Consider the following 16,837-nt stretch of genomic DNA (forward strand, 5'->3'; position numbering starts at 1 on the left):
GTCATGAATGCTGCTCAGTTGCGACGTGTCACCGGTGAAAGCTTTGCGCATTACCGCCACGGTCTGGTGGCGTTGTTGCTGGACGCTGTGCACCGGGGCGCGTCCATCGGTTTCATGGCCGATCTGAGCGCCGACGAGGCGTATAGCTGGTGGGAGAGCATCAAGACCGAGGTCGAGCAGGGCAAGGTGCTGATGTGGGTCGTGGTGCAGGACGAGCAGGTGCTGGCGACCGTGCAATTGGCGCTGTGCCAGAAGGCCAACGGCCTGAACCGCGCCGAGGTGCAAAAGCTGCTGGTGCTGCACCACGCCCGCCGTCGCGGGCTGGCCACGCAATTGATGCAGGCGGTCGAACAGGCCGCTGCACAGCAGAAACGCGGGCTGCTCTATCTGGACACCCTGGCCGGTTCGCCTGCCGAAGATTTTTACCGCGCGCTGGGTTACGAGCTGTGCGGCCAACTGCCGGACTATGCCTGCAACCCGGACGGCGAGTACCACGCCACCGCCATTTACTACAAGTTACTGTCGAGGAAGAGCGCATGATTCCTGGTGAATACCAGATCCAGCCCGGTGACATCGAGCTCAATGTCGGGCGCCGCACGATCACCCTCAGCGTCGCCAACAGCGGCGACCGGCCTATTCAGGTCGGCTCGCATTTCCATTTTTTCGAAACCAACGACGCCCTCACCTTCGACCGCGCCGCCAGCCGCGGCATGCGCCTGAACATCCCGGCCGGCACTGCCGTGCGCTTCGAACCGGGCCAGGCGCGAGAGGTTGAGTTGGTGGACCTGGCGGGGCATCGCCGGGTGTTCGGGTTTGCCGGGCGCGTCATGGGCGATTTGTAGCAGCGCCGAGCTTCAAGCCACAAGCGGCAAGAAACAGCAGTCCGCGGTGTACACAATTCCGCTTTTACTTGAGGCTTGCAGCTTGAAGCTCGCAGCTCAAATTGGATTCGAGGAACGAGAATGAAGATCAGCCGACAAGCCTACGCCGACATGTTCGGCCCCACCGTCGGTGACCGCGTGCGTCTGGCCGACACCGAGCTGTGGGTCGAGGTCGAGAAGGACTTCACCACCTACGGCGAAGAAGTGAAATTCGGCGGCGGCAAGGTCATTCGTGATGGCATGGGCCAAGGCCAGCTGTCAGCCGACGACGTGGTCGACACGCTGATCACCAACGCGCTGATCATCGACCACTGGGGCATCGTCAAAGCCGACGTCGGCCTCAAGAACGGGCGCATCGCAGCCATCGGTAAAGCAGGCAACCCGGACATTCAGCCGGACGTGACTATTGCCATCGGCGCGGCCACCGAAGTCATCGCGGGCGAGGGCATGATCCTCACCGCTGGCGGCGTCGACACGCACATCCACTTCATCTGCCCGCAGCAGATCGAAGAAGCGCTGATGAGCGGCGTGACCACCATGATCGGCGGCGGCACCGGCCCTGCGACAGGCACCAACGCCACCACCGTCACCCCCGGCAAATGGCACATGATGCGCATGTTGCAGGCCGCTGAAGCGTTCCCGATGAACATCGGGTTCACCGGCAAGGGCAACGTCAGCGTGCCTGAACCGTTGATCGAGCAAGTAAAAGCAGGTGCTATCGGCCTCAAGCTGCACGAAGACTGGGGCACCACCCCTGCCGCCATCGACAACTGCCTGACCGTTGCCGACCAATACGACGTGCAGGTGGCGATCCACACCGACACCCTGAACGAGTCCGGCTTTGTCGAGACCACCCTCGGCGCGTTCAAGAACCGCACGATTCACACCTATCACACCGAAGGGGCTGGTGGCGGCCACGCGCCGGACATCATCAAGGCCTGCGGCTTCCCCAACGTGCTGCCGAGCTCGACCAACCCGACACGGCCATTCACGCGCAACACCATCGACGAGCACCTGGACATGCTCATGGTCTGCCATCACCTGGACCCGAGCATCGCCGAAGACGTGGCCTTCGCCGAGAGCCGCATCCGTCGCGAGACCATCGCCGCCGAAGACATCCTTCACGACTTGGGCGCGTTCTCGATGCTGAGTTCCGACAGCCAGGCCATGGGCCGTGTTGGGGAGGTGATCATGCGCACCTGGCAGACCGCCGACAAAATGAAACGCCAACGCGGCGCCCTGCCGGGTGACGGCGAAGGTAATGACAATTTCCGGGTTAAACGCTACATCGCCAAATACACCATCAACCCGTCGATCACCCACGGCATCAGCCACGAAGTCGGTTCGGTGGAAGTGGGCAAATGGGCGGACCTGGTGCTCTGGCGCCCGGCGTTCTTCGGCGTGAAGCCGACGCTGATCCTCAAAGGGGGCTCAATCGCTGCCAGTCTGATGGGCGATGCCAACGCCTCGATCCCGACCCCACAACCCGTGCACTACCGCCCGATGTTCGCGAGCTACGGCAGCGCCCTGCACGCCAGCAACCTGACCTTCATCAGCCAGGCCGCCTTCGACGCGGGCGTGCCGGAACAACTAGGCCTGAAGAAACAGATCGGCGTAGTCAAAGGCTGCCGCAGCGTGACCAAGGCGGACCTTATCCACAACGACTACCTGCCGAAGATCGACGTCGATCCGCAGACCTATCAGGTCAAGGCCGACGGCGTGCTGCTGTGGTGCGAACCTGCGGACGTATTGCCGATGGCGCAGCGGTATTTTCTGTTCTGATGAGCGCACTCCTCACGCGGGATGACGCCGCCTTGTAGGAGTGAGCTTGCTCGCGATCTCGTTAGGTCAGTCACCTGAGTGCTGCAGGCAGACCGCTATCGCGAGCAAGCTCACTCCAACAGGGGCTGCGGTGCTTCTGATGAATCCCCTGTTCTTCCCGTCACGACATGGCGCTAATATGGCCCCACTTTCACTCAGCGCTTCGCCAGCAAGGTTGTACCCCCATGCGTCTTTCCGACTTCATCGTTCAGCACGTGGACCGCATCGTCGACGAATGGGAAAAATTCGCGGCGACGCTGACGCCTGCGGCGGATTCGATGAACAGTGTGGAACTGCGCGATCACGCCAAGGCCATTCTGCTGGCGGCCGCGCGGGACATGAACACGGCACAGACCAAGTCCGAGCAGATCGCCAAATCGCAGGGTGAAGAGGTCGGTAAGACCCCGACGCTGGATGAGGCCGCCGCCAGCCATGGCGAATTGCGGCACACGGTCGGCTTCGACCTGGTGCAGATGACGTCGGAGTTTCGTCACCTGCGCGCAACGGTGATCCGATTTTGGGTAGAAAGCCTGACTTCGCCGGAGATCGCGTACTTTACGGACATGATCCGCTTCAACGAAGCCATCGATGAAGCGCTGGCTGAGTCAACGGCGGCTTACGCCGAACGTGTTACCCGTTCGCGGGATATTTTCCTGGCGATTCTGGGCCACGACCTGCGCGCGCCGTTGCAAGCCATTGGCATGTCGTCCGAAATCCTGATGCGCAAGACCACCATCAACGATGCGGACATGGCTTACATCAAGGCCATCAAAAGCAGCGGTCGGCACATGGCGACCATGGTCGGAGATTTGCTGGAGTTCGTGCGCAGCCGTCTCGGTTCAAGTCTGCCGGTCGAGCGCAAGCCGATGGAGATGACCGTGGCCTGTCGTGAGGCCATTGATGCCGCCATCGCTGGCCATCCCGACTGCGACCCGGCGTTCACCTCTCACGGCGAGACGCAGGGCGAGTGGGACCGCGCGCGAATTGACCAACTACTGCAAAACCTGATCGGCAATGCCCTGCAACATGGTGCCTCGCCGCACAAGATCAGCGTGACGCTCACGGGCAGCGAGCATCACATCAGTCTGTCGGTGCACAACGAAGGCGAGCCGATTGCGCAGGAAGCCATCGGCAGTATTTTCGACCCGATGGTGCGTGCCCTTAATGAAGAAGCCGGCACGCACAACCCTTCAACCAGCCTGGGGTTGGGGTTGTTCATCGTTAAAGAGGTTGTCAACGCCCACGGCGGGAGTATCACCGTGACGTCGAATGTCGGGGATGGGACCACGTTTACGGTGGTATTGCCGAAGAGGGGGTGAACGGCGTCAAATCATCGGATGTACGCATTCCCCTGTGGGGGCGAATTCATTCGCGATGGGTTCGCTCTGGCGATAAAAATGCATCGGATGTACCGGCGCCTCGCGAATGAATTCGCTCCTACAAAGGTCCGTCGTCGCGGGCATTGCATCCTGCTCAATCCTGCAAAAACCTGCCCAACCGCTGCTTGAGCATGCGGTTTTCGGCCCGCACCTGCTCAAGCTCATCCAGCAGGTTCAACGCCAGGGCGACGCCGTCCCATTCCATTTCCAGATCATGGTGCAATTTGGCCGCACGCTTGGCGATCGACAGCGAGTACGTGTCGAACAGCCAATCGTCCGGCTTGAGTCCCTGGGGTTCGACGATGCCGTGTTCGACAATCTCGATGACGTAGGCGGCCGGCATATCGACCACCTGGCAGAACTCCTTCATGTCTACGACCAGGGTATTGCGCATGATCAGTTACTCCATTGAGCCCTCGGATCGAAAGCGGCCTTCTCGGCCAGTTTCTCCCACAGCGCTTTGGTGGCGTCATCGGTGGACTTTGGCATGACGATTTTCAACTGTGCGAAGAGATCGCCACGCTCGCCCTGCTTGTTCAACAGACCATTACCTTTAACCCGCAATCGCTGCCCGCTTTGACTGTCCGGACGAATGGTCAGGTTGATCTTGCCGGTCAGGGTCGGCACTGCAACCTTCGTACCCAGCGCAGCCTCCCACGGGGCCAGCGGCACGGTGATGATCAGGTCATGGCCTTCAACGTCGAAGCGCGGATGCGGCGCCAGACGAATGGTCAGGAACAGATCGCCATTTTCGCCCCCGGCAATGCCCGGCGCGCCTTGTCCTTTAAGACGAATGCGCTCGCCGTCGCTAACGCCCGCCGGAATCTTCACATTGAGGTTTTTGGTGATGTCCGCCATGCGCTGGCCGTTGGCGCTGTGCTGCGGCACCTTGAAGCTGATCTTCTTTGACTCGGTGGAGAGGGTTTCTTCCAGGAAAATCGCCAGGTCCAGTTCCACGTCTTGCCCTCTACGTCCCGTGCTGCGCGGACGTCCGCCCGGCTGACCGCCACGATTGCCAAAAATAGAACTAAAGAAGTCGGAGAAATCCCCGCCCTCGAAACCGCCACCGCCAAACCCCGGGCCTGCGCCCGCGCCACCACGGCCCTGCCAGCCCGGAGGCGGCTGGAAACGGCCCTGTTGGCCGTATTTGCGGATGTCGTCGTATTCGGCGCGCTTTTCAGGGTCGCTCAGCGCTTCATAGGCCTCGGACGCCTCTTTGAATTTGTCTTCCGCGCCAGGCTCTTTGCTGACGTCAGGGTGATACTTGCGCGCGAGCTTGCGGTAAGCGGTCTTGATCGTCTTCTCGTCCGCCGTCGGCTCAACGCCAAGGATCTTGTAATAATCTTTGAAGTCCATCTAACGGTCACCCATTCCGGAGTCTCCAGCACAGTTCCGTACCGCGTTATCAAATGAGAACGTCGACCGCGCTGAATGTTGCAAGGTTATCGGCACACGGCCTCGCGAGCTTGAAACAGGGTCCAAACCGGCCGTATGCATTGAGAGTTGCCTTGGAGATTGGGGTGATGTGCGCTGATTCAAGCGGCCCGCGTGAAATAGACGCCTATGAAAAGAAAAACCGACGTGCGCGCTACGAATCTGGCGCTTTGTCGCATACACTGCGCGGCCGTTTTTTTGACCGGAACGTACAGACATGAGCACCCCATCCCCAGCCCGTGCCGTAGGCATCGATTTCGGCACCTCCAACTCCACGGTCGGCTGGCTGCGCCCCGGAACGGAAACCCTGATCGCGCTGGAGGACGACAAGATCACCCTGCCCTCGGTGGTCTTTTTCAACATGGAAGAGCGTCGCCCGGTCTACGGCCGTCTGGCGTTGCACGAATACCTGGAAGGCTATGAAGGCCGCCTGATGCGATCGCTCAAGAGCCTGCTGGGTTCCAAGCTGATCAAGCACGACACCAGCGTGTTGGGCACGGCGATGCCGTTCAAGGACCTGCTCGGGCTGTTCATCGGCGAGCTGAAAAAGCGCGCCGAAGCCGCCGCCGGTCATTCATTCGAACAAGTGGTGCTGGGCCGACCGGTGCATTTCGTCGATGACGATGCCGCCGCCGACCAGGAGGCTGAAGACACCCTGGCCGAAGTGGCGCGCAAAATCGGCTTCAAGGACGTGTCGTTTCAGTTCGAACCGATTGCGGCGGCCTTCGACTACGAGTCGACGCTGGCGCGTGAAGAACTGGTACTGATCGTCGACATCGGCGGGGGTACGTCGGACTTCTCGCTGGTGCGTCTCTCGCCGGAGCGTCGTCTGGTGGATGATCGCCAGAGCGACATCCTCGCCACCGGCGGCGTGCACATCGGCGGCACCGACTTCGACAAGCAGCTCAGCCTGCAGGGCGTGATGCCGCTGTTCGGCTACGGCAGCCGGATGAAAAGCGGCGCCTACATGCCCACCAGCACCCACATGAACCTGGCGACCTGGCACACCATCAACTCGGTTTACTCGCAGAAGTCGCAACTGGCGCTGGGCAGCATGCGTTACGACATCGAAGACACCCTGGGCATTGATCGCCTGTTCAAGCTGATTGAACAGCGCGCCGGGCACTGGCTGGCGATGGAAGTGGAAGAAACCAAGATCCAGCTGACCCATGCCCACAACCGCGTGGTGCCAATGGACCGTATCGAGGCCGGTTTGAACGCTGACCTGAGCCGCGAGCTGTTCGAGGCGTCGATCGATGCGCTGCTGGAGCGTGTGCGACAAAGCGTGACGAGCCTGCTGAACGATGCAGGGGTGGGCGTGACCGACGTGGACACCGTGTTCTTCACCGGCGGTTCCAGCGGCATCCCCGCCCTGCGCAACAGCGTCGCGGCGATGCTGCCGAACGCGCGGCACGTCGAAGGGAACATCTTTGGCAGCATCGGCAGCGGGCTGGCGATCGAGGCGAAGAAGCGGTACGGCTAAGCGGCATCACACCGATCCGCTTCTGCCGGAGGCGTAGGAGCTGGCTTGCCTGCGATCTGCCGGGAACCGGCAGCAAATGCAGAAAACCCGGTTGTATCAGCAGAACCGCATTCGCCGGGTTTGCTGTTGCTGCCCAACAGATCGCAGGCAAGCCAGCTCCCACGGCCTTCGGCCAGAAGCAATCAGCGTCGAACCGAAAACCGCAGCGAGACGGCTATACCAACTCCACCTTGCGCAACTCGCTCTTCAAATACGCGTAATAAATCGGCCCTGCCACCACGCCGGGCAGGCCGAATGCGGCTTCGAAGATCAGCATCGCCAGCAGCAATTCCCACGATTTCGCGCTGATCTGCCCGCCGACGATCCGGGCGTTGAGGAAGTATTCGACCTTATGGATCACGATCAGGTACCCCAGCGCCGCCAACGCGACCCAGATCGACAGCGACATGCCGACAATGAAGATCAGCGTGTTGGACATGAGATTGCCCACCACCGGCAACAAGCCGAGCAGGAAGGTCAGGACGATCAGCGTTTTGGTCAGCGGCAGGTGCACGCCGCACAACGGCAGGATCACCGCGAGGAACACCGAGGTGAACGCCGTGTTCAGCAGCGATATCTTGATCTGCGCGAACACGATGTTGCGGAACGCCTGACTCAGCAGGTGCAGACGCTCGAACAGCGCGGCGGCCAAGGGCTTGCGCTTGGTGACGTCGGGAATGCGTTGCAGCGCAATGATCGCACCCAGGACCATACCGATCAGCAGGGTCACGAACATGTGTGCGGCGCCTTTGCCGAGCAATTGCAGCTCGCCGATGTGCTTGGTCAGCCACGCGCTGAGGGAGGCCTGGAATTCAGAAGCGCTGGCGGGCAAATAGCCGTCGATGAACGGCGGCAACTGGCCGCGGGCACGCTCCACCAGAATCATGAACTTATCCAGCGACGCGCCGGGATTCTCGGCTTCGTGCAGGATGAAACTGATCGCGCCCGCGAACAGCAGCGCAAGAACACTGACGACCAGCGTGCCGAGCAAGGCCACCGCTAACCAGCGCGCGCGTTCACCGGCGATCAGGCGTTGCAGTTGTGGAGTGAGCATGTCGACCAGTTCGTAAACCAGCAGACCCGCGAGCAGACTGGGCAGGAGCTTGAGCGGTAACACCAGCAGCAGACCGCCGAACACGAGAATGCAGCTGGCGATGTACACATGACGCGGCGAAAACGTTGGCATACAGCCTCAAAAACGAACGGCCTGAAAAGATGGGCAGTCTGCCAGCGTTCCCTGTTAAGGACCAGCGCCTAGAAGTGTCGTTAGTCGCTCTAACTGTCACGCAAATACCTGTGGGACCGAATTCACTCCGGGCGGTGATCTGACAATTGGCCACTACGGCGATACATCTGCATCGTCTTCGCTGCCGTTTCGCGAATGAATTCGCTCCCACAGGTCCGTTTCATCTCGATAACTCTGGTAACAAATACCTTATTTTTTCTTCAGGCAGTCACTCATGAACGTCTTGCGCGCATCGCCTTTCAGCGCCTGGGTCGAGGCCGTCGCGTTGCAGGTTTTCATCTTCTCCTGCTGGGTGGCCGCCGGGGCTGGTGCGGCTTTCAGGCAGGTGCTCATGAACGCCTTGCGGTCGTCGCCTTTCAAGGATTTGGCCGACGCATCGGCATTGCAGGTGGTCATTTTGTTTTGCTGTGCCGTGGCGGCGAAACCTTGAGCGCACATCAACAAGCCCATGACCAACAGAGGAACACGCAGCATTTTCATCGACTTTCTCCGGGATGGCCGCACAGACGCAGCGTTGAACGCAGTGTAGTCAAAGAATGTTGCGACATATTTCCGCGAAACCGGCCAGCGAGGTAGACGCCAATGCTGACAAGCCGATAATGACGCCTCATTCTTCTGCCGGTTTTCCCATGCAATACCTGTATCCCCTGCTCACCGTCATGATCTGGGCGGGAAACAACGTCATCACCAAAGCGGCCGCCGGGCGTATTTTCCCTGCCGAGATCGGCTTCTATCGCTGGCTGCTGGCGGGCTTGCTGTTCACGCCATTCCTGCTTGGTCCGGTGCTGCGCAATCGGGCGGCGATTCGGCCCATCGTCGGCAAAGTCGTGGTGCTGGGCGTGCTGGGAATGGCGATTTATCAGAGCCTCGCGTACTACGCGGCAAACATCACAACCGCGACCAACATGGGCATCATCCTGTCGCTGGTGCCGGTGATGACGCTGGGCATGTCGATTGCGAGTCTTGGCACTGCGCTGACGGCAGGCGCGTTGGTCGGCGCACTCGTGTCGTTCGCGGGCGTGCTGTTGGTGGTGTCGCAAGGCAGTTGGGCCGTGCTGATCGCCCATGGCGTCAACTTCGGGGACTTGATGATGCTGGTCGCGACGCTGGCCTACGCGACTTACACCACGCTGCTGAAGAAATGGCAGCTGCGCATGCCGCCGCTGCAATTGCTGTATTTGCAGATTCTGGTGGCGATCATCGCGCTGTTTCCGCTGTTCCTGCTCTCGCCGAAAACCGGGCTGAACGGCAGCAACATCCCGCTGGTGCTCTACGCCTGCATCCCGACGTCGATGATCGCGCCTCTGCTGTGGATGAAGGCCATCAGCATCCTCGGCCCCAGCCGCACGACGCTGTTCTTCAACCTGGTGCCGATTCTGACGGCCTTGGTCGCTGCCTTGGCGTTGGGCGAGCAACTGGCGTCCTATCACTTCATCGGCGGCGCATTGACGCTGGGCGGCGTGATCCTCGCTGAACGCTGGACCACCCCGCTGCGCAAAGCCGCAACCCGTTAGGGTCTACGCCTCTTCGCGATCTTCCGCGCTGTGAATCGACACGTCGGTAATGCCCGCGACATGGGGCAGACCGACGTGTGGATTGCCCGCATCGAGGGGATCGTCATCCACCGCAACGTGGTGCTTGTGCGCCAACTCGTGGACGACCTCAATGATCGGCACATCCAGGTTTTCGATCACATCGACGTGATGTTCGCCAGCGAGGGTGTACTCGATCTCATAAAGCTCTTTATCGCTCATCGCATCACTTCCTTTGCGGCCCATTTGGGCCGACAGATCACGAACTACGGCTAAAAAAGTCAGAGGCCAGCGGCTTTCAATCGCGAGGCGTGTTCGAGAAACAGCCCCACGGGATCAGCCCCTTTGCCGACCAGCCCGAAGTGCTGGTTGACGATGTCGAAATGGTCGAGCGGGAAGTCGTCACCGATGACTGTGCCCAGGTGCGAACTGAATCGCCCGACCATGCCATCAGATTGACCTCGCTCTTTCGTGAACGTGCGAGCGAATATTCGGCAGGTGAGATTAGCGGCATCGAGGCGGTTTTTTCCCCGGTCCGTGCGCCCCGGTTGCAAGGTGCCGGACCACGAGTAATACCGCACGCCGTTGACCAGCTCTTCGCCCTGCCCGCCCCAGCTTTCAGGCAGGCCTTGCGGGAACAGCCGATTGAAACGTGCAACGCCACGGGTGGTCAGCGAATGGTGAGCAGCGTCGACGTCGGTCGGCAGCCGCGTACCGCGATAACCCGTGTCGAGCAGAGCAAGCGCCAGCGTGGTCAAGCGGATGCCTGCGTTCACCGCCCGACCACGCACCGTCGTTTGCGGGTAATGTTCTTCGAGATAGTCAGCCAGTTCCGAGCCGTGATTGGGACCGGCGACTGAGGTAACGGAAGCCACCAAGTCCGGCCGCACGCCCGCGACGTAGCGAATGGTCAGCGCGCCCTGGCTGTGGCCGATGAGGTTGACCTTGGCGGCCCCCGTGTCCCTGAGGATTTCTTCGATTCGCGCAAGCAATTGTTCGCCGCGAATTTCGGTGGAGTTCACCGCCGAGACCATCACCGGAATCACCGTCGCCCCACCCCGTCGCAACGCCGGGACGATGCCGTACCAGTACGGATAGACGATCAGCTTCACAAAGCCCAATAACCCCGGCACCAGCACAATCGGATAACGCGTGGCCTGTTCTTGCGTCATGGGCGGTTGAATCTCCTGATGTCGAATGACAATCCCTCTGTGGGAGCGACTTCATTCGCGATGGGTCAGTCCAGCCAAAACATTTCCGCTGGATGTACGATTGTTCGCGAATGAGTTCGCTCCCACAGAATCCGCGTCCAGCCGCCTCCTCAGCGCGGCCCGGAATCTAAACCCTAGCCGCAAACCATTCATCAATGATGACAAAACGGAGCAATGCCCCATCGCCATCTTTTGATCGAACTCTTTCAATCGGCCAACGCTCATAACTGCAACGGGCCACCAATGGCCTTTCTCTGGAGTGACCGGTTATGTACAAGCAATCCTTGGCAGTAGTGTTCGCAATGGCCGCGCTGGCGGGCTGTACATCGACAACCCTTCAAAACCCGGTGGACTACGCGACGTATCGCAACGAGCCACTGGTCAAGCAGGTCGACACGGGCATGACCGAACAGCAAGTGCTGACCCTCGGCGGCGAGCCTTCCACCCGTGTGCATCGCAAGGTTCACCCTGGCACGTGCAACAACTACATCTTGAATAAGGATGGCCATCAACAGGCGTATTACGTGACCTTTGGCGCCAACGACCGCGTGGACAGCAAAGGTTTCATGACCTGCGAACAGCGTGAGGCGAATGAAAAGGCGATGTGATCCACACACAATCTGAACTGTAGGAGTGAGCTTGCTCGCGATGGCGGTCTGTCTCATAAATTGATACCGGCTAACACACCCTGATGGCGAGCAAGCTCACTCCTACAAGGTTCCTGTGTCCCGTGCGGACGACGACAAAACAAATAAAACTTTTCCCCGCGCTCGACACTCACACCTTAAGACCCGATCTCACCGGGCGCCGGTCAGGCTTTTCACGACCAGCGCATCAAGAGCGAGACGGCAAAAAACCGGATTAGCCCTGGAGATGAATGATGAGCGATGTGCAGCAATTAACCGATGTCAGCACCCTGCGCGAACGTGCGCGTCACAACGTTGAAAACGGTGCAGTGACCGAAGGCTATGACGGCGACCGCGAAGAGATCATTCGCCTGCTCAACGCCTCGCTGGCCACAGAATGGGTGTGCGTCCTGCGTTACAAGCGCCACTACTACATGGCCAAAGGTGTGAAAGCCCAGGTCGCGGCGGCCGAATTTCTGGAACACGCCGAACAGGAAGCCGAGCACGCCGACAAGCTGGCCGAGCGTATCGTGCAACTGGGCGGCGAGCCGGAACTGAACCCCGACCTGCTGTCGAAAAACTCCCACGCGCAGTACGTGGCCGGTAATACGCTCAAAGAGATGGTCACTGAAGACCTGATCGCCGAGCGCATTGCCATCGACAGCTATCGCGAGATCATTCAGTACATCGGCGACAAAGACCCGACCACCCGCCGCATCTTCGAAGAGATCCTGGCGCAGGAAGAAGAACACGCCGACGACATGGCGGACATCCTCGACGGGCTGTGATGCCAGAGCGGGAATGCGAAAAGCCAGGGCATGTGCCCTGGCTTTTTTGTGGGTGGCGGATTAATAAGGCTTGGGCCACTCCTATAGCAGTTCGGCTTGCCGGCGGCAGCGTCATCAGAATCGCCACCGCCGTCAAGCCGTGCTGCTACAAAGGAGTCAGTGCATCACTGAACCGTCTTCGGCGCCTTGCCCGCGCGCATCTGCTCCAGCAACGGCGCGCACTGGTTCGGCTCGCCACCACTCGGCGCGACCAATGCCAGCAATCCCGCCGCAGGTCCGACCGCCGCACCCAGCAGCACCATCCCGGCGCCCCGCAGTAGCAGGGGACCAGATTGCACACCGGCACTTGGCTTGATGAACGGACCGCGCACGTACAGCGGCGACCGCAGGGAGAAGACACGGAAACCCTTGGATTCCGGCGTAACCTTCAAGTCCAACTGCTCGGCCTTCATGTTCGCCGTGCCGTCGATGTAGATGATCGCGTTCTCAGTGTCGAACACCGACAGCTTGCTGGTCGCCAGCCCGTCCTTGAACCCGAAGTCGGAGGCCGCGCAGTTGATCTTCACGTTCTTGTCGCCGAACAGTGTCCCCACGACATAGTTGCCCACGTTCAAACCGGCAATTTCCATCAGGTCACGGCTGATCGCACCGTCGTTCACTAGCAGCTTCATCTCGCCATTGGCCGTGCCCAGCAATGCCGCCACGGAGTTACCTTTGCCAGCAATGTCAGCGTCGCCGTTCAGCTCACCAAAACTGGTTTTCATCGGTTCAAAGGTCGGGAACAGTTGCTTGAGCTTGAAGCCGCGCGCGGTCAACTTCGCGCGTCCTTCCAACGGTTGGGAGTGGCCATTGAGCTTGATGTCTGCGTCCAGTTTGCCGCCCGCCACGCCAAATCGCAGAGGTTCGAGGCTCAATTGGCCGTCGTTCAGCACCACATGGGTGTAGAGATCGGTGAACGGCAGCTCGGCGCTCTGGACGATTTTCTTGCCCGTGAACTCGACGTCCGCGTCCATCGCGCTCCAGCGGTCGGTTTTGAATTCCTCCACCGGCAGGACTTTGTCGGCAGGCTGTTTGCTCTCGCCGCCTCGGGATTTCTGTTCGGCGTTTGAATCGGCGCCAATCAGCGGCTTGAGGTCAGCCATCAGCAATTGATTGGAGACCAGCGCACCGCTCAACTTTGGACGCGGCTCGCTGGCGACAAAACCCAGATCGCCGTGGATGTCGCTGTTGCCGATCTTGCCGTTGAAGCCTTTGTATTGGAACGAGGCCCCTGCCGGATCATGGAGTTTGGCGATCAGTCGGCCATCGGTGGAGTATGGCGGCGAGTCCGGTAGCGTTACGCCGGTCAGCGGGTAGAGATTGCCCAGGCTGTCGCCGGACAGTTTCAGGCTCAGGTCCAGCTCGCCCAGGTTCTGCGGGTCGGTGACCGTGCCTGCAACCGCCACCCGCGTGTTGCCCGCACTGACATCCGCCTGAACCGGAAACGGCAGCGCCGCATCTTTCAACGCCAGCAAGCCACCGACTTTACCGGTGCCGTTAAGGGCCTGGCCGTGATATTGGCCTTTCGCCTTGAAGCCGAACGCGTAGTCCTGAGCCGACGCGCCTCTGTCTTTCACTTTCTTCGCTTCGCCGCTGCCGACGATGTCACTGAACGGAATCGGCTTACCAAGCGGGTCGATGACCACTTCCACGGCGGTGTTGATTTTCTGGTCGTTGTAACTCACGAAGCCTTTGTCGAAGCCGATCGAGCCGATGTCCACCACCCAGTTCGACGGTTTGGCGTTGGGGTCGCTCTTGGGCAGGTCGAACACCCAGTTGGCGCGACCATCGGCCAGACGTTCAATCTTGGCGTTGGGTTCGGTCAGGTCAATGCGCGGAATAACGACGCGCTGCGCTAATAATGGCAGCGGCGACAAACGCATTTCCACACGTTTGAGGGTCACCATTTGAGGGACTTTCGACCATTCGGGGTTACCCAGCGCGATGTCTTCAGCCGACATGTGCGGCCATGGTACCCAAGCGCGCCAGCCGCCTTCGTCGGGCTCGCGGCGCCATTGCACGGCCAGATTGCCGTTGATGGCGAACGGTCGGTGCAGCTCGGTCGACACTTTTTCGTTGATGGTCGGCTTGAGCCGGTTCCAGTCGAACGTTGCGATCACGATGATCAGTACAGCCAGCAACAGCAGCAGAATGCCGACTGTCCAGGCGAAAATCTTGCGGCCTCGCGTCATTGCGTTTTCTCCCCAATCTACAGACGGCCCTTCCTGGGCGCGTCTTGCACGTCATACCCCCTCTGACTGACAAAAGCGCCGTGGGTTTGATGAAATCGGGAAATCAGGTTCGGAAAAGTTCCGCACCGGCCTGTCGCAGACATTCCCTGGCGTGCTGAGCAAGCCGACCAATCGAGCTACAAGCCCCGTAAATAAAGGCCCGCGCCGCCGAATCAATTCTGTCGATGGTCACCATCAGCCCTTTGAACTTCTTTATCCCCGCTCCGCCAGTAAAATTGCCCTCACGTTCACAACACGCCCTTTCCAAGAGCAACCACCATGAAACGCCAATTGATCGCACTGACCCTTTCCCTTCTCGCCTCCAGCGCGTTCGCGATGCCTGCCAGCGAACAACCGATGCTCGGCGAAGTGAAACTGTCCCAGGAAGCCGGTCTGCCCACCTTGGCGCAGGAAGGGACTGATCGTGTCATCCATCAGTACCAGCGCGTTGCTATCGAAGAAAATTGCGACAACCTCGCGCACCGCTACCAGCGTGTTGCCGACAACGGCCCTGACCGTCTGGTCCAGCAGTATCAGCGCGTTTCCTGATCCCGATGTTCAAATGCCAAAGCCCGGCCCTGATGCCGGGCTTTTTCGTGTCGACTGCCCATTGCGGAAAACCGGGTTCGACGCCGCGCAAACGCATTTGCTAGAGTGCTGCCCACTTCTCCTTCAGATATTGCCTACTCCATGCTGCCCCGCGCCGAACAGAAACAGCAGACCCGTCACGCCCTGCTCGATGCAGCCCGGGGGTTGATGGAGAGCGGTCGCGGCTTTGGCAGTCTGAGCCTGCGGGAAGTGGCGAAAACGGCGGGAATCGTGCCCACTGGCTTTTATCGCCATTTCGACGACATGGACCATCTGGGCCTGGCGTTGGTGAGCGAAGTCGGTCAGACCTTTCGCGAAACCATTCGCCGGGTGCGGCATAACAGCGACATCAACACCGGGATCATCGATGCTTCGGTGCGGATTTTTCTTGAAGTGGTCGCGGCCAATCGCTCGCAGTTTCTGTTTCTGGCCCGCGAGCAGTACGGTGGCTCGCTGAAGGTGCGTCAGGCGCTGGGCGCCTTGCGTGAGGCGATCATCGCCGACCTCGCGACCGACCTGGCGTCGATGCCCAAATTTCACCACCTCAATCCCGATGACCTCGCGGTGATGGCCGACCTGGTGGTCAAAAGTGTGTTCGCCATGCTCCCCGAACTCATCGACCCACCACCCGTGACGTTGGCGGAGCACATGACGCCTCGGGCCAAGATCACGCAGCAATTGCGTTTCATCTTCATCGGCGCCAAGCGCTGGCAGGGCCTGGGCAGTACGGAGTAGCTCCCTGCACTTTTGGCTATCCGATTTTCTGTAGGAGTGAGCTTGCTCGCGATAAGGGTGTGCCAGTCAATATCGACGGCACTGACACTGCGCTATCGCGAGCAAGCTCACTCCTACAATTCATCCAACGATCGACCCAAACCAGTGCATCATCTTCAATCACGCACCAACATAACCCGCACTAGCGCCCCACCTTCTATCACCTCCTCACGCCCCGCCGCCCATTCCTGACTGACCTGTCAGTTGGCAAGCCCCTTGCTCTGCCTATTCCATCGCACATTGCTGGAAGTTTTCCGATGCTGGTGATTCATCAACGAATCGAACCCCAGGCCGAATGGGCCGCTGAGCTGCATTTGAATTTCGAAGCGCGGAGTAAAAGCCGTCTGCGCTGTTTCAGTGCCGAGGGCGAAGACGTGGGGCTGTTCCTCGAACGCGGACAGCCGCCGCTGCGGGATGGGGATTTTCTCAAGGCGGAAGACGGCCGCATCGTGCGCGTCTGCGCTCGGCCGGAGCAACTGATGCACGTCACCTGCAGCAGCGCTTACGAGCTGACCCGCGCCGCTTATCATCTCGGTAACCGACACGTCGCACTGCAAGTCGGCGATGGCTGGCTGCGTTTGCTCGACGACTACGTGCTCAAGGCCATGCTCGATCAACTGGGCGCGACCACCGAGTCCATTGAAGCGCCCTTCCAGCCGGAACACGGCGCGTATGGCGGGGGGCATCACCATTCGCGTGCGGGGGAAGAGGACTTCAACTACGCGCCGCGCATTCATCAGTTCGGCGTCCGCAAATGAGCCCGCG

General features: G+C 60.1%; 18 protein-coding genes. 11 read left to right on the top strand and 7 right to left on the bottom strand.

Features of this window, described 5'->3' with window-relative positions:
- Positions 1-3 precede the first annotated feature (3 nt).
- From GVN17_RS14515 to GVN17_RS14530, 4 genes are all read left to right on the top strand, one after another.
- Entirely contained in the window at positions 4-540 is a 537-nt protein-coding gene (locus tag GVN17_RS14515; protein WP_166595966.1) for a GNAT family N-acetyltransferase, read from the top strand.
- On the top strand, positions 537-842 hold the full coding sequence (locus GVN17_RS14520) for an urease subunit beta (RefSeq protein ID WP_081563916.1): 306 nt from the start codon (positions 537-539) through the stop codon (positions 840-842). The genes GVN17_RS14515 and GVN17_RS14520 overlap by 4 nt, the downstream gene beginning before the upstream one ends.
- A 120-nt stretch (positions 843-962) precedes the next feature.
- The gene (gene ureC / locus GVN17_RS14525) at positions 963-2,663 is read left to right on the top strand and encodes an urease subunit alpha (protein ID WP_166595967.1); all 1,701 of its coding nucleotides are present in this window, start codon (positions 963-965) and stop codon (positions 2,661-2,663) included.
- A gap of 224 nt (positions 2,664-2,887) precedes the next feature.
- Positions 2,888-4,021, top strand: a complete 1,134-nt coding sequence (locus GVN17_RS14530; protein ID WP_166595968.1) for a sensor histidine kinase KdpD — start codon at positions 2,888-2,890, stop codon at positions 4,019-4,021.
- A gap of 154 nt (positions 4,022-4,175) precedes the next feature.
- Here the strand turns inward: GVN17_RS14530 and GVN17_RS14535 are convergent, their stop codons facing one another.
- Together GVN17_RS14535 and cbpA are read right to left on the bottom strand one after the other, a co-directional pair.
- Positions 4,176-4,475, bottom strand: a complete 300-nt coding sequence (locus tag GVN17_RS14535) for a chaperone modulator CbpM (protein ID WP_166595969.1) — start codon at positions 4,473-4,475, stop codon at positions 4,176-4,178.
- 2 nt (positions 4,476-4,477) lie between these two features.
- On the bottom strand, positions 4,478-5,437 hold the full coding sequence (cbpA, locus tag GVN17_RS14540) for a curved DNA-binding protein (RefSeq protein ID WP_166595970.1): 960 nt from the start codon (positions 5,435-5,437) through the stop codon (positions 4,478-4,480).
- Between the two features lie 295 nt (positions 5,438-5,732).
- Here cbpA and GVN17_RS14545 point away from each other — a divergent pair, with 295 nt between their 5' ends.
- A complete protein-coding gene (locus GVN17_RS14545) occupies positions 5,733-6,998 on the top strand; it encodes an Hsp70 family protein (RefSeq protein ID WP_166595971.1) in 1,266 nt (421 codons plus the stop codon).
- A 214-nt stretch (positions 6,999-7,212) separates the two neighbouring features.
- Here GVN17_RS14545 and GVN17_RS14550 read toward each other — a convergent pair whose 3' ends face one another.
- Positions 7,213-8,223 carry an AI-2E family transporter gene (locus GVN17_RS14550; protein ID WP_166595972.1) on the bottom strand — a complete coding sequence of 337 codons (1,011 nt, stop codon included), beginning with the start codon at positions 8,221-8,223 and terminating at the stop codon, positions 7,213-7,215.
- Between the two features lie 249 nt (positions 8,224-8,472).
- On the bottom strand, positions 8,473-8,763 hold the full coding sequence (locus GVN17_RS14555) for a PsiF family protein (protein WP_166595973.1): 291 nt from the start codon (positions 8,761-8,763) through the stop codon (positions 8,473-8,475).
- Between the two features lie 149 nt (positions 8,764-8,912).
- On the opposite strand from GVN17_RS14555, the gene GVN17_RS14560 reads away from it, so the two are divergent.
- Positions 8,913-9,797 carry a DMT family transporter gene (locus GVN17_RS14560; RefSeq protein WP_166595974.1) on the top strand — a complete coding sequence of 295 codons (885 nt, stop codon included), beginning with the start codon at positions 8,913-8,915 and terminating at the stop codon, positions 9,795-9,797.
- Between the two features lie 3 nt (positions 9,798-9,800).
- Here GVN17_RS14560 and GVN17_RS14565 read toward each other — a convergent pair whose 3' ends face one another.
- Positions 9,801-10,037: a hypothetical protein gene (locus tag GVN17_RS14565; protein ID WP_166595975.1), complete on the bottom strand. Its 237-nt coding sequence runs from the start codon at positions 10,035-10,037 to the stop codon at positions 9,801-9,803.
- A 59-nt stretch (positions 10,038-10,096) separates the two neighbouring features.
- Positions 10,097-10,987 (bottom strand): triacylglycerol lipase, encoded by an 891-nt coding sequence (locus GVN17_RS14570; RefSeq protein WP_166595976.1) that lies wholly within the window; start codon positions 10,985-10,987, stop codon positions 10,097-10,099.
- A gap of 308 nt (positions 10,988-11,295) precedes the next feature.
- Between GVN17_RS14570 and osmE the strand changes: the two genes are divergently transcribed.
- A complete protein-coding gene (gene osmE, locus GVN17_RS14575; protein ID WP_166595977.1) occupies positions 11,296-11,634 on the top strand; it encodes an osmotically-inducible lipoprotein OsmE in 339 nt (112 codons plus the stop codon).
- Between the two features lie 272 nt (positions 11,635-11,906).
- Positions 11,907-12,440, top strand: coding sequence for a bacterioferritin (locus tag GVN17_RS14580; RefSeq protein ID WP_166595978.1), 534 nt, complete (start codon positions 11,907-11,909; stop codon positions 12,438-12,440).
- A 164-nt stretch (positions 12,441-12,604) separates the two neighbouring features.
- Here GVN17_RS14580 and GVN17_RS14585 read toward each other — a convergent pair whose 3' ends face one another.
- The gene (locus GVN17_RS14585) at positions 12,605-14,671 is read right to left on the bottom strand and encodes an AsmA family protein (protein ID WP_166595979.1); all 2,067 of its coding nucleotides are present in this window, start codon (positions 14,669-14,671) and stop codon (positions 12,605-12,607) included.
- Positions 14,672-14,989: 318 nt separating this feature from the next.
- Here GVN17_RS14585 and GVN17_RS14590 point away from each other — a divergent pair, with 318 nt between their 5' ends.
- The 3 genes from GVN17_RS14590 to ureE all read left to right on the top strand — a co-directional run bounded on the left by GVN17_RS14590 (position 14,990) and on the right by ureE (position 16,830).
- Positions 14,990-15,259, top strand: a complete 270-nt coding sequence (locus GVN17_RS14590) for a hypothetical protein (protein WP_166595980.1) — start codon at positions 14,990-14,992, stop codon at positions 15,257-15,259.
- 141 nt (positions 15,260-15,400) lie between these two features.
- Entirely contained in the window at positions 15,401-16,033 is a 633-nt protein-coding gene (locus GVN17_RS14595; protein ID WP_166595981.1) for a TetR family transcriptional regulator, read from the top strand.
- Positions 16,034-16,329: 296 nt separating this feature from the next.
- Entirely contained in the window at positions 16,330-16,830 is a 501-nt protein-coding gene (ureE, locus tag GVN17_RS14600) for an urease accessory protein UreE (RefSeq protein WP_166595982.1), read from the top strand.
- Positions 16,831-16,837 lie beyond the last annotated feature (7 nt).

The organism is Pseudomonas sp. SLFW (genome assembly GCF_009905615.1).
In the GTDB taxonomy this organism is placed as follows: domain Bacteria; phylum Pseudomonadota; class Gammaproteobacteria; order Pseudomonadales; family Pseudomonadaceae; genus Aquipseudomonas; species Aquipseudomonas bambusae.

What these genes read in the sequence shown, in the direction of transcription:
- GVN17_RS14545 (WP_166595971.1), top strand. Translation starts at nt 5,733, where the DNA reads ATGAGCACCCCATCCCCAGCCCGTGCCGTAGGCATCGATTTCGGCACC.
- GVN17_RS14560 (WP_166595974.1), top strand. Translation starts at nt 8,913, where the DNA reads ATGCAATACCTGTATCCCCTGCTCACCGTCATGATCTGGGCGGGAAAC.
- GVN17_RS14585 (WP_166595979.1), bottom strand. Translation starts at nt 14,671, where the DNA reads ATGACGCGAGGCCGCAAGATTTTCGCCTGGACAGTCGGCATTCTGCTG.
- GVN17_RS14580 (WP_166595978.1), top strand. Translation starts at nt 11,907, where the DNA reads ATGAGCGATGTGCAGCAATTAACCGATGTCAGCACCCTGCGCGAACGT.
- GVN17_RS14515 (WP_166595966.1), top strand. Translation starts at nt 4, where the DNA reads ATGAATGCTGCTCAGTTGCGACGTGTCACCGGTGAAAGCTTTGCGCAT.
- GVN17_RS14595 (WP_166595981.1), top strand. Translation starts at nt 15,401, where the DNA reads ATGCTGCCCCGCGCCGAACAGAAACAGCAGACCCGTCACGCCCTGCTC.
- GVN17_RS14530 (WP_166595968.1), top strand. Translation starts at nt 2,888, where the DNA reads ATGCGTCTTTCCGACTTCATCGTTCAGCACGTGGACCGCATCGTCGAC.
- GVN17_RS14550 (WP_166595972.1), bottom strand. Translation starts at nt 8,223, where the DNA reads ATGCCAACGTTTTCGCCGCGTCATGTGTACATCGCCAGCTGCATTCTC.
- cbpA (WP_166595970.1), bottom strand. Translation starts at nt 5,437, where the DNA reads ATGGACTTCAAAGATTATTACAAGATCCTTGGCGTTGAGCCGACGGCG.
- GVN17_RS14535 (WP_166595969.1), bottom strand. Translation starts at nt 4,475, where the DNA reads ATGCGCAATACCCTGGTCGTAGACATGAAGGAGTTCTGCCAGGTGGTC.
- ureC (WP_166595967.1), top strand. Translation starts at nt 963, where the DNA reads ATGAAGATCAGCCGACAAGCCTACGCCGACATGTTCGGCCCCACCGTC.
- GVN17_RS14555 (WP_166595973.1), bottom strand. Translation starts at nt 8,763, where the DNA reads ATGAAAATGCTGCGTGTTCCTCTGTTGGTCATGGGCTTGTTGATGTGC.
- GVN17_RS14590 (WP_166595980.1), top strand. Translation starts at nt 14,990, where the DNA reads ATGAAACGCCAATTGATCGCACTGACCCTTTCCCTTCTCGCCTCCAGC.
- osmE (WP_166595977.1), top strand. Translation starts at nt 11,296, where the DNA reads ATGTACAAGCAATCCTTGGCAGTAGTGTTCGCAATGGCCGCGCTGGCG.
- GVN17_RS14565 (WP_166595975.1), bottom strand. Translation starts at nt 10,037, where the DNA reads ATGAGCGATAAAGAGCTTTATGAGATCGAGTACACCCTCGCTGGCGAA.
- GVN17_RS14520 (WP_081563916.1), top strand. Translation starts at nt 537, where the DNA reads ATGATTCCTGGTGAATACCAGATCCAGCCCGGTGACATCGAGCTCAAT.
- ureE (WP_166595982.1), top strand. Translation starts at nt 16,330, where the DNA reads ATGCTGGTGATTCATCAACGAATCGAACCCCAGGCCGAATGGGCCGCT.
- GVN17_RS14570 (WP_166595976.1), bottom strand. Translation starts at nt 10,987, where the DNA reads ATGACGCAAGAACAGGCCACGCGTTATCCGATTGTGCTGGTGCCGGGG.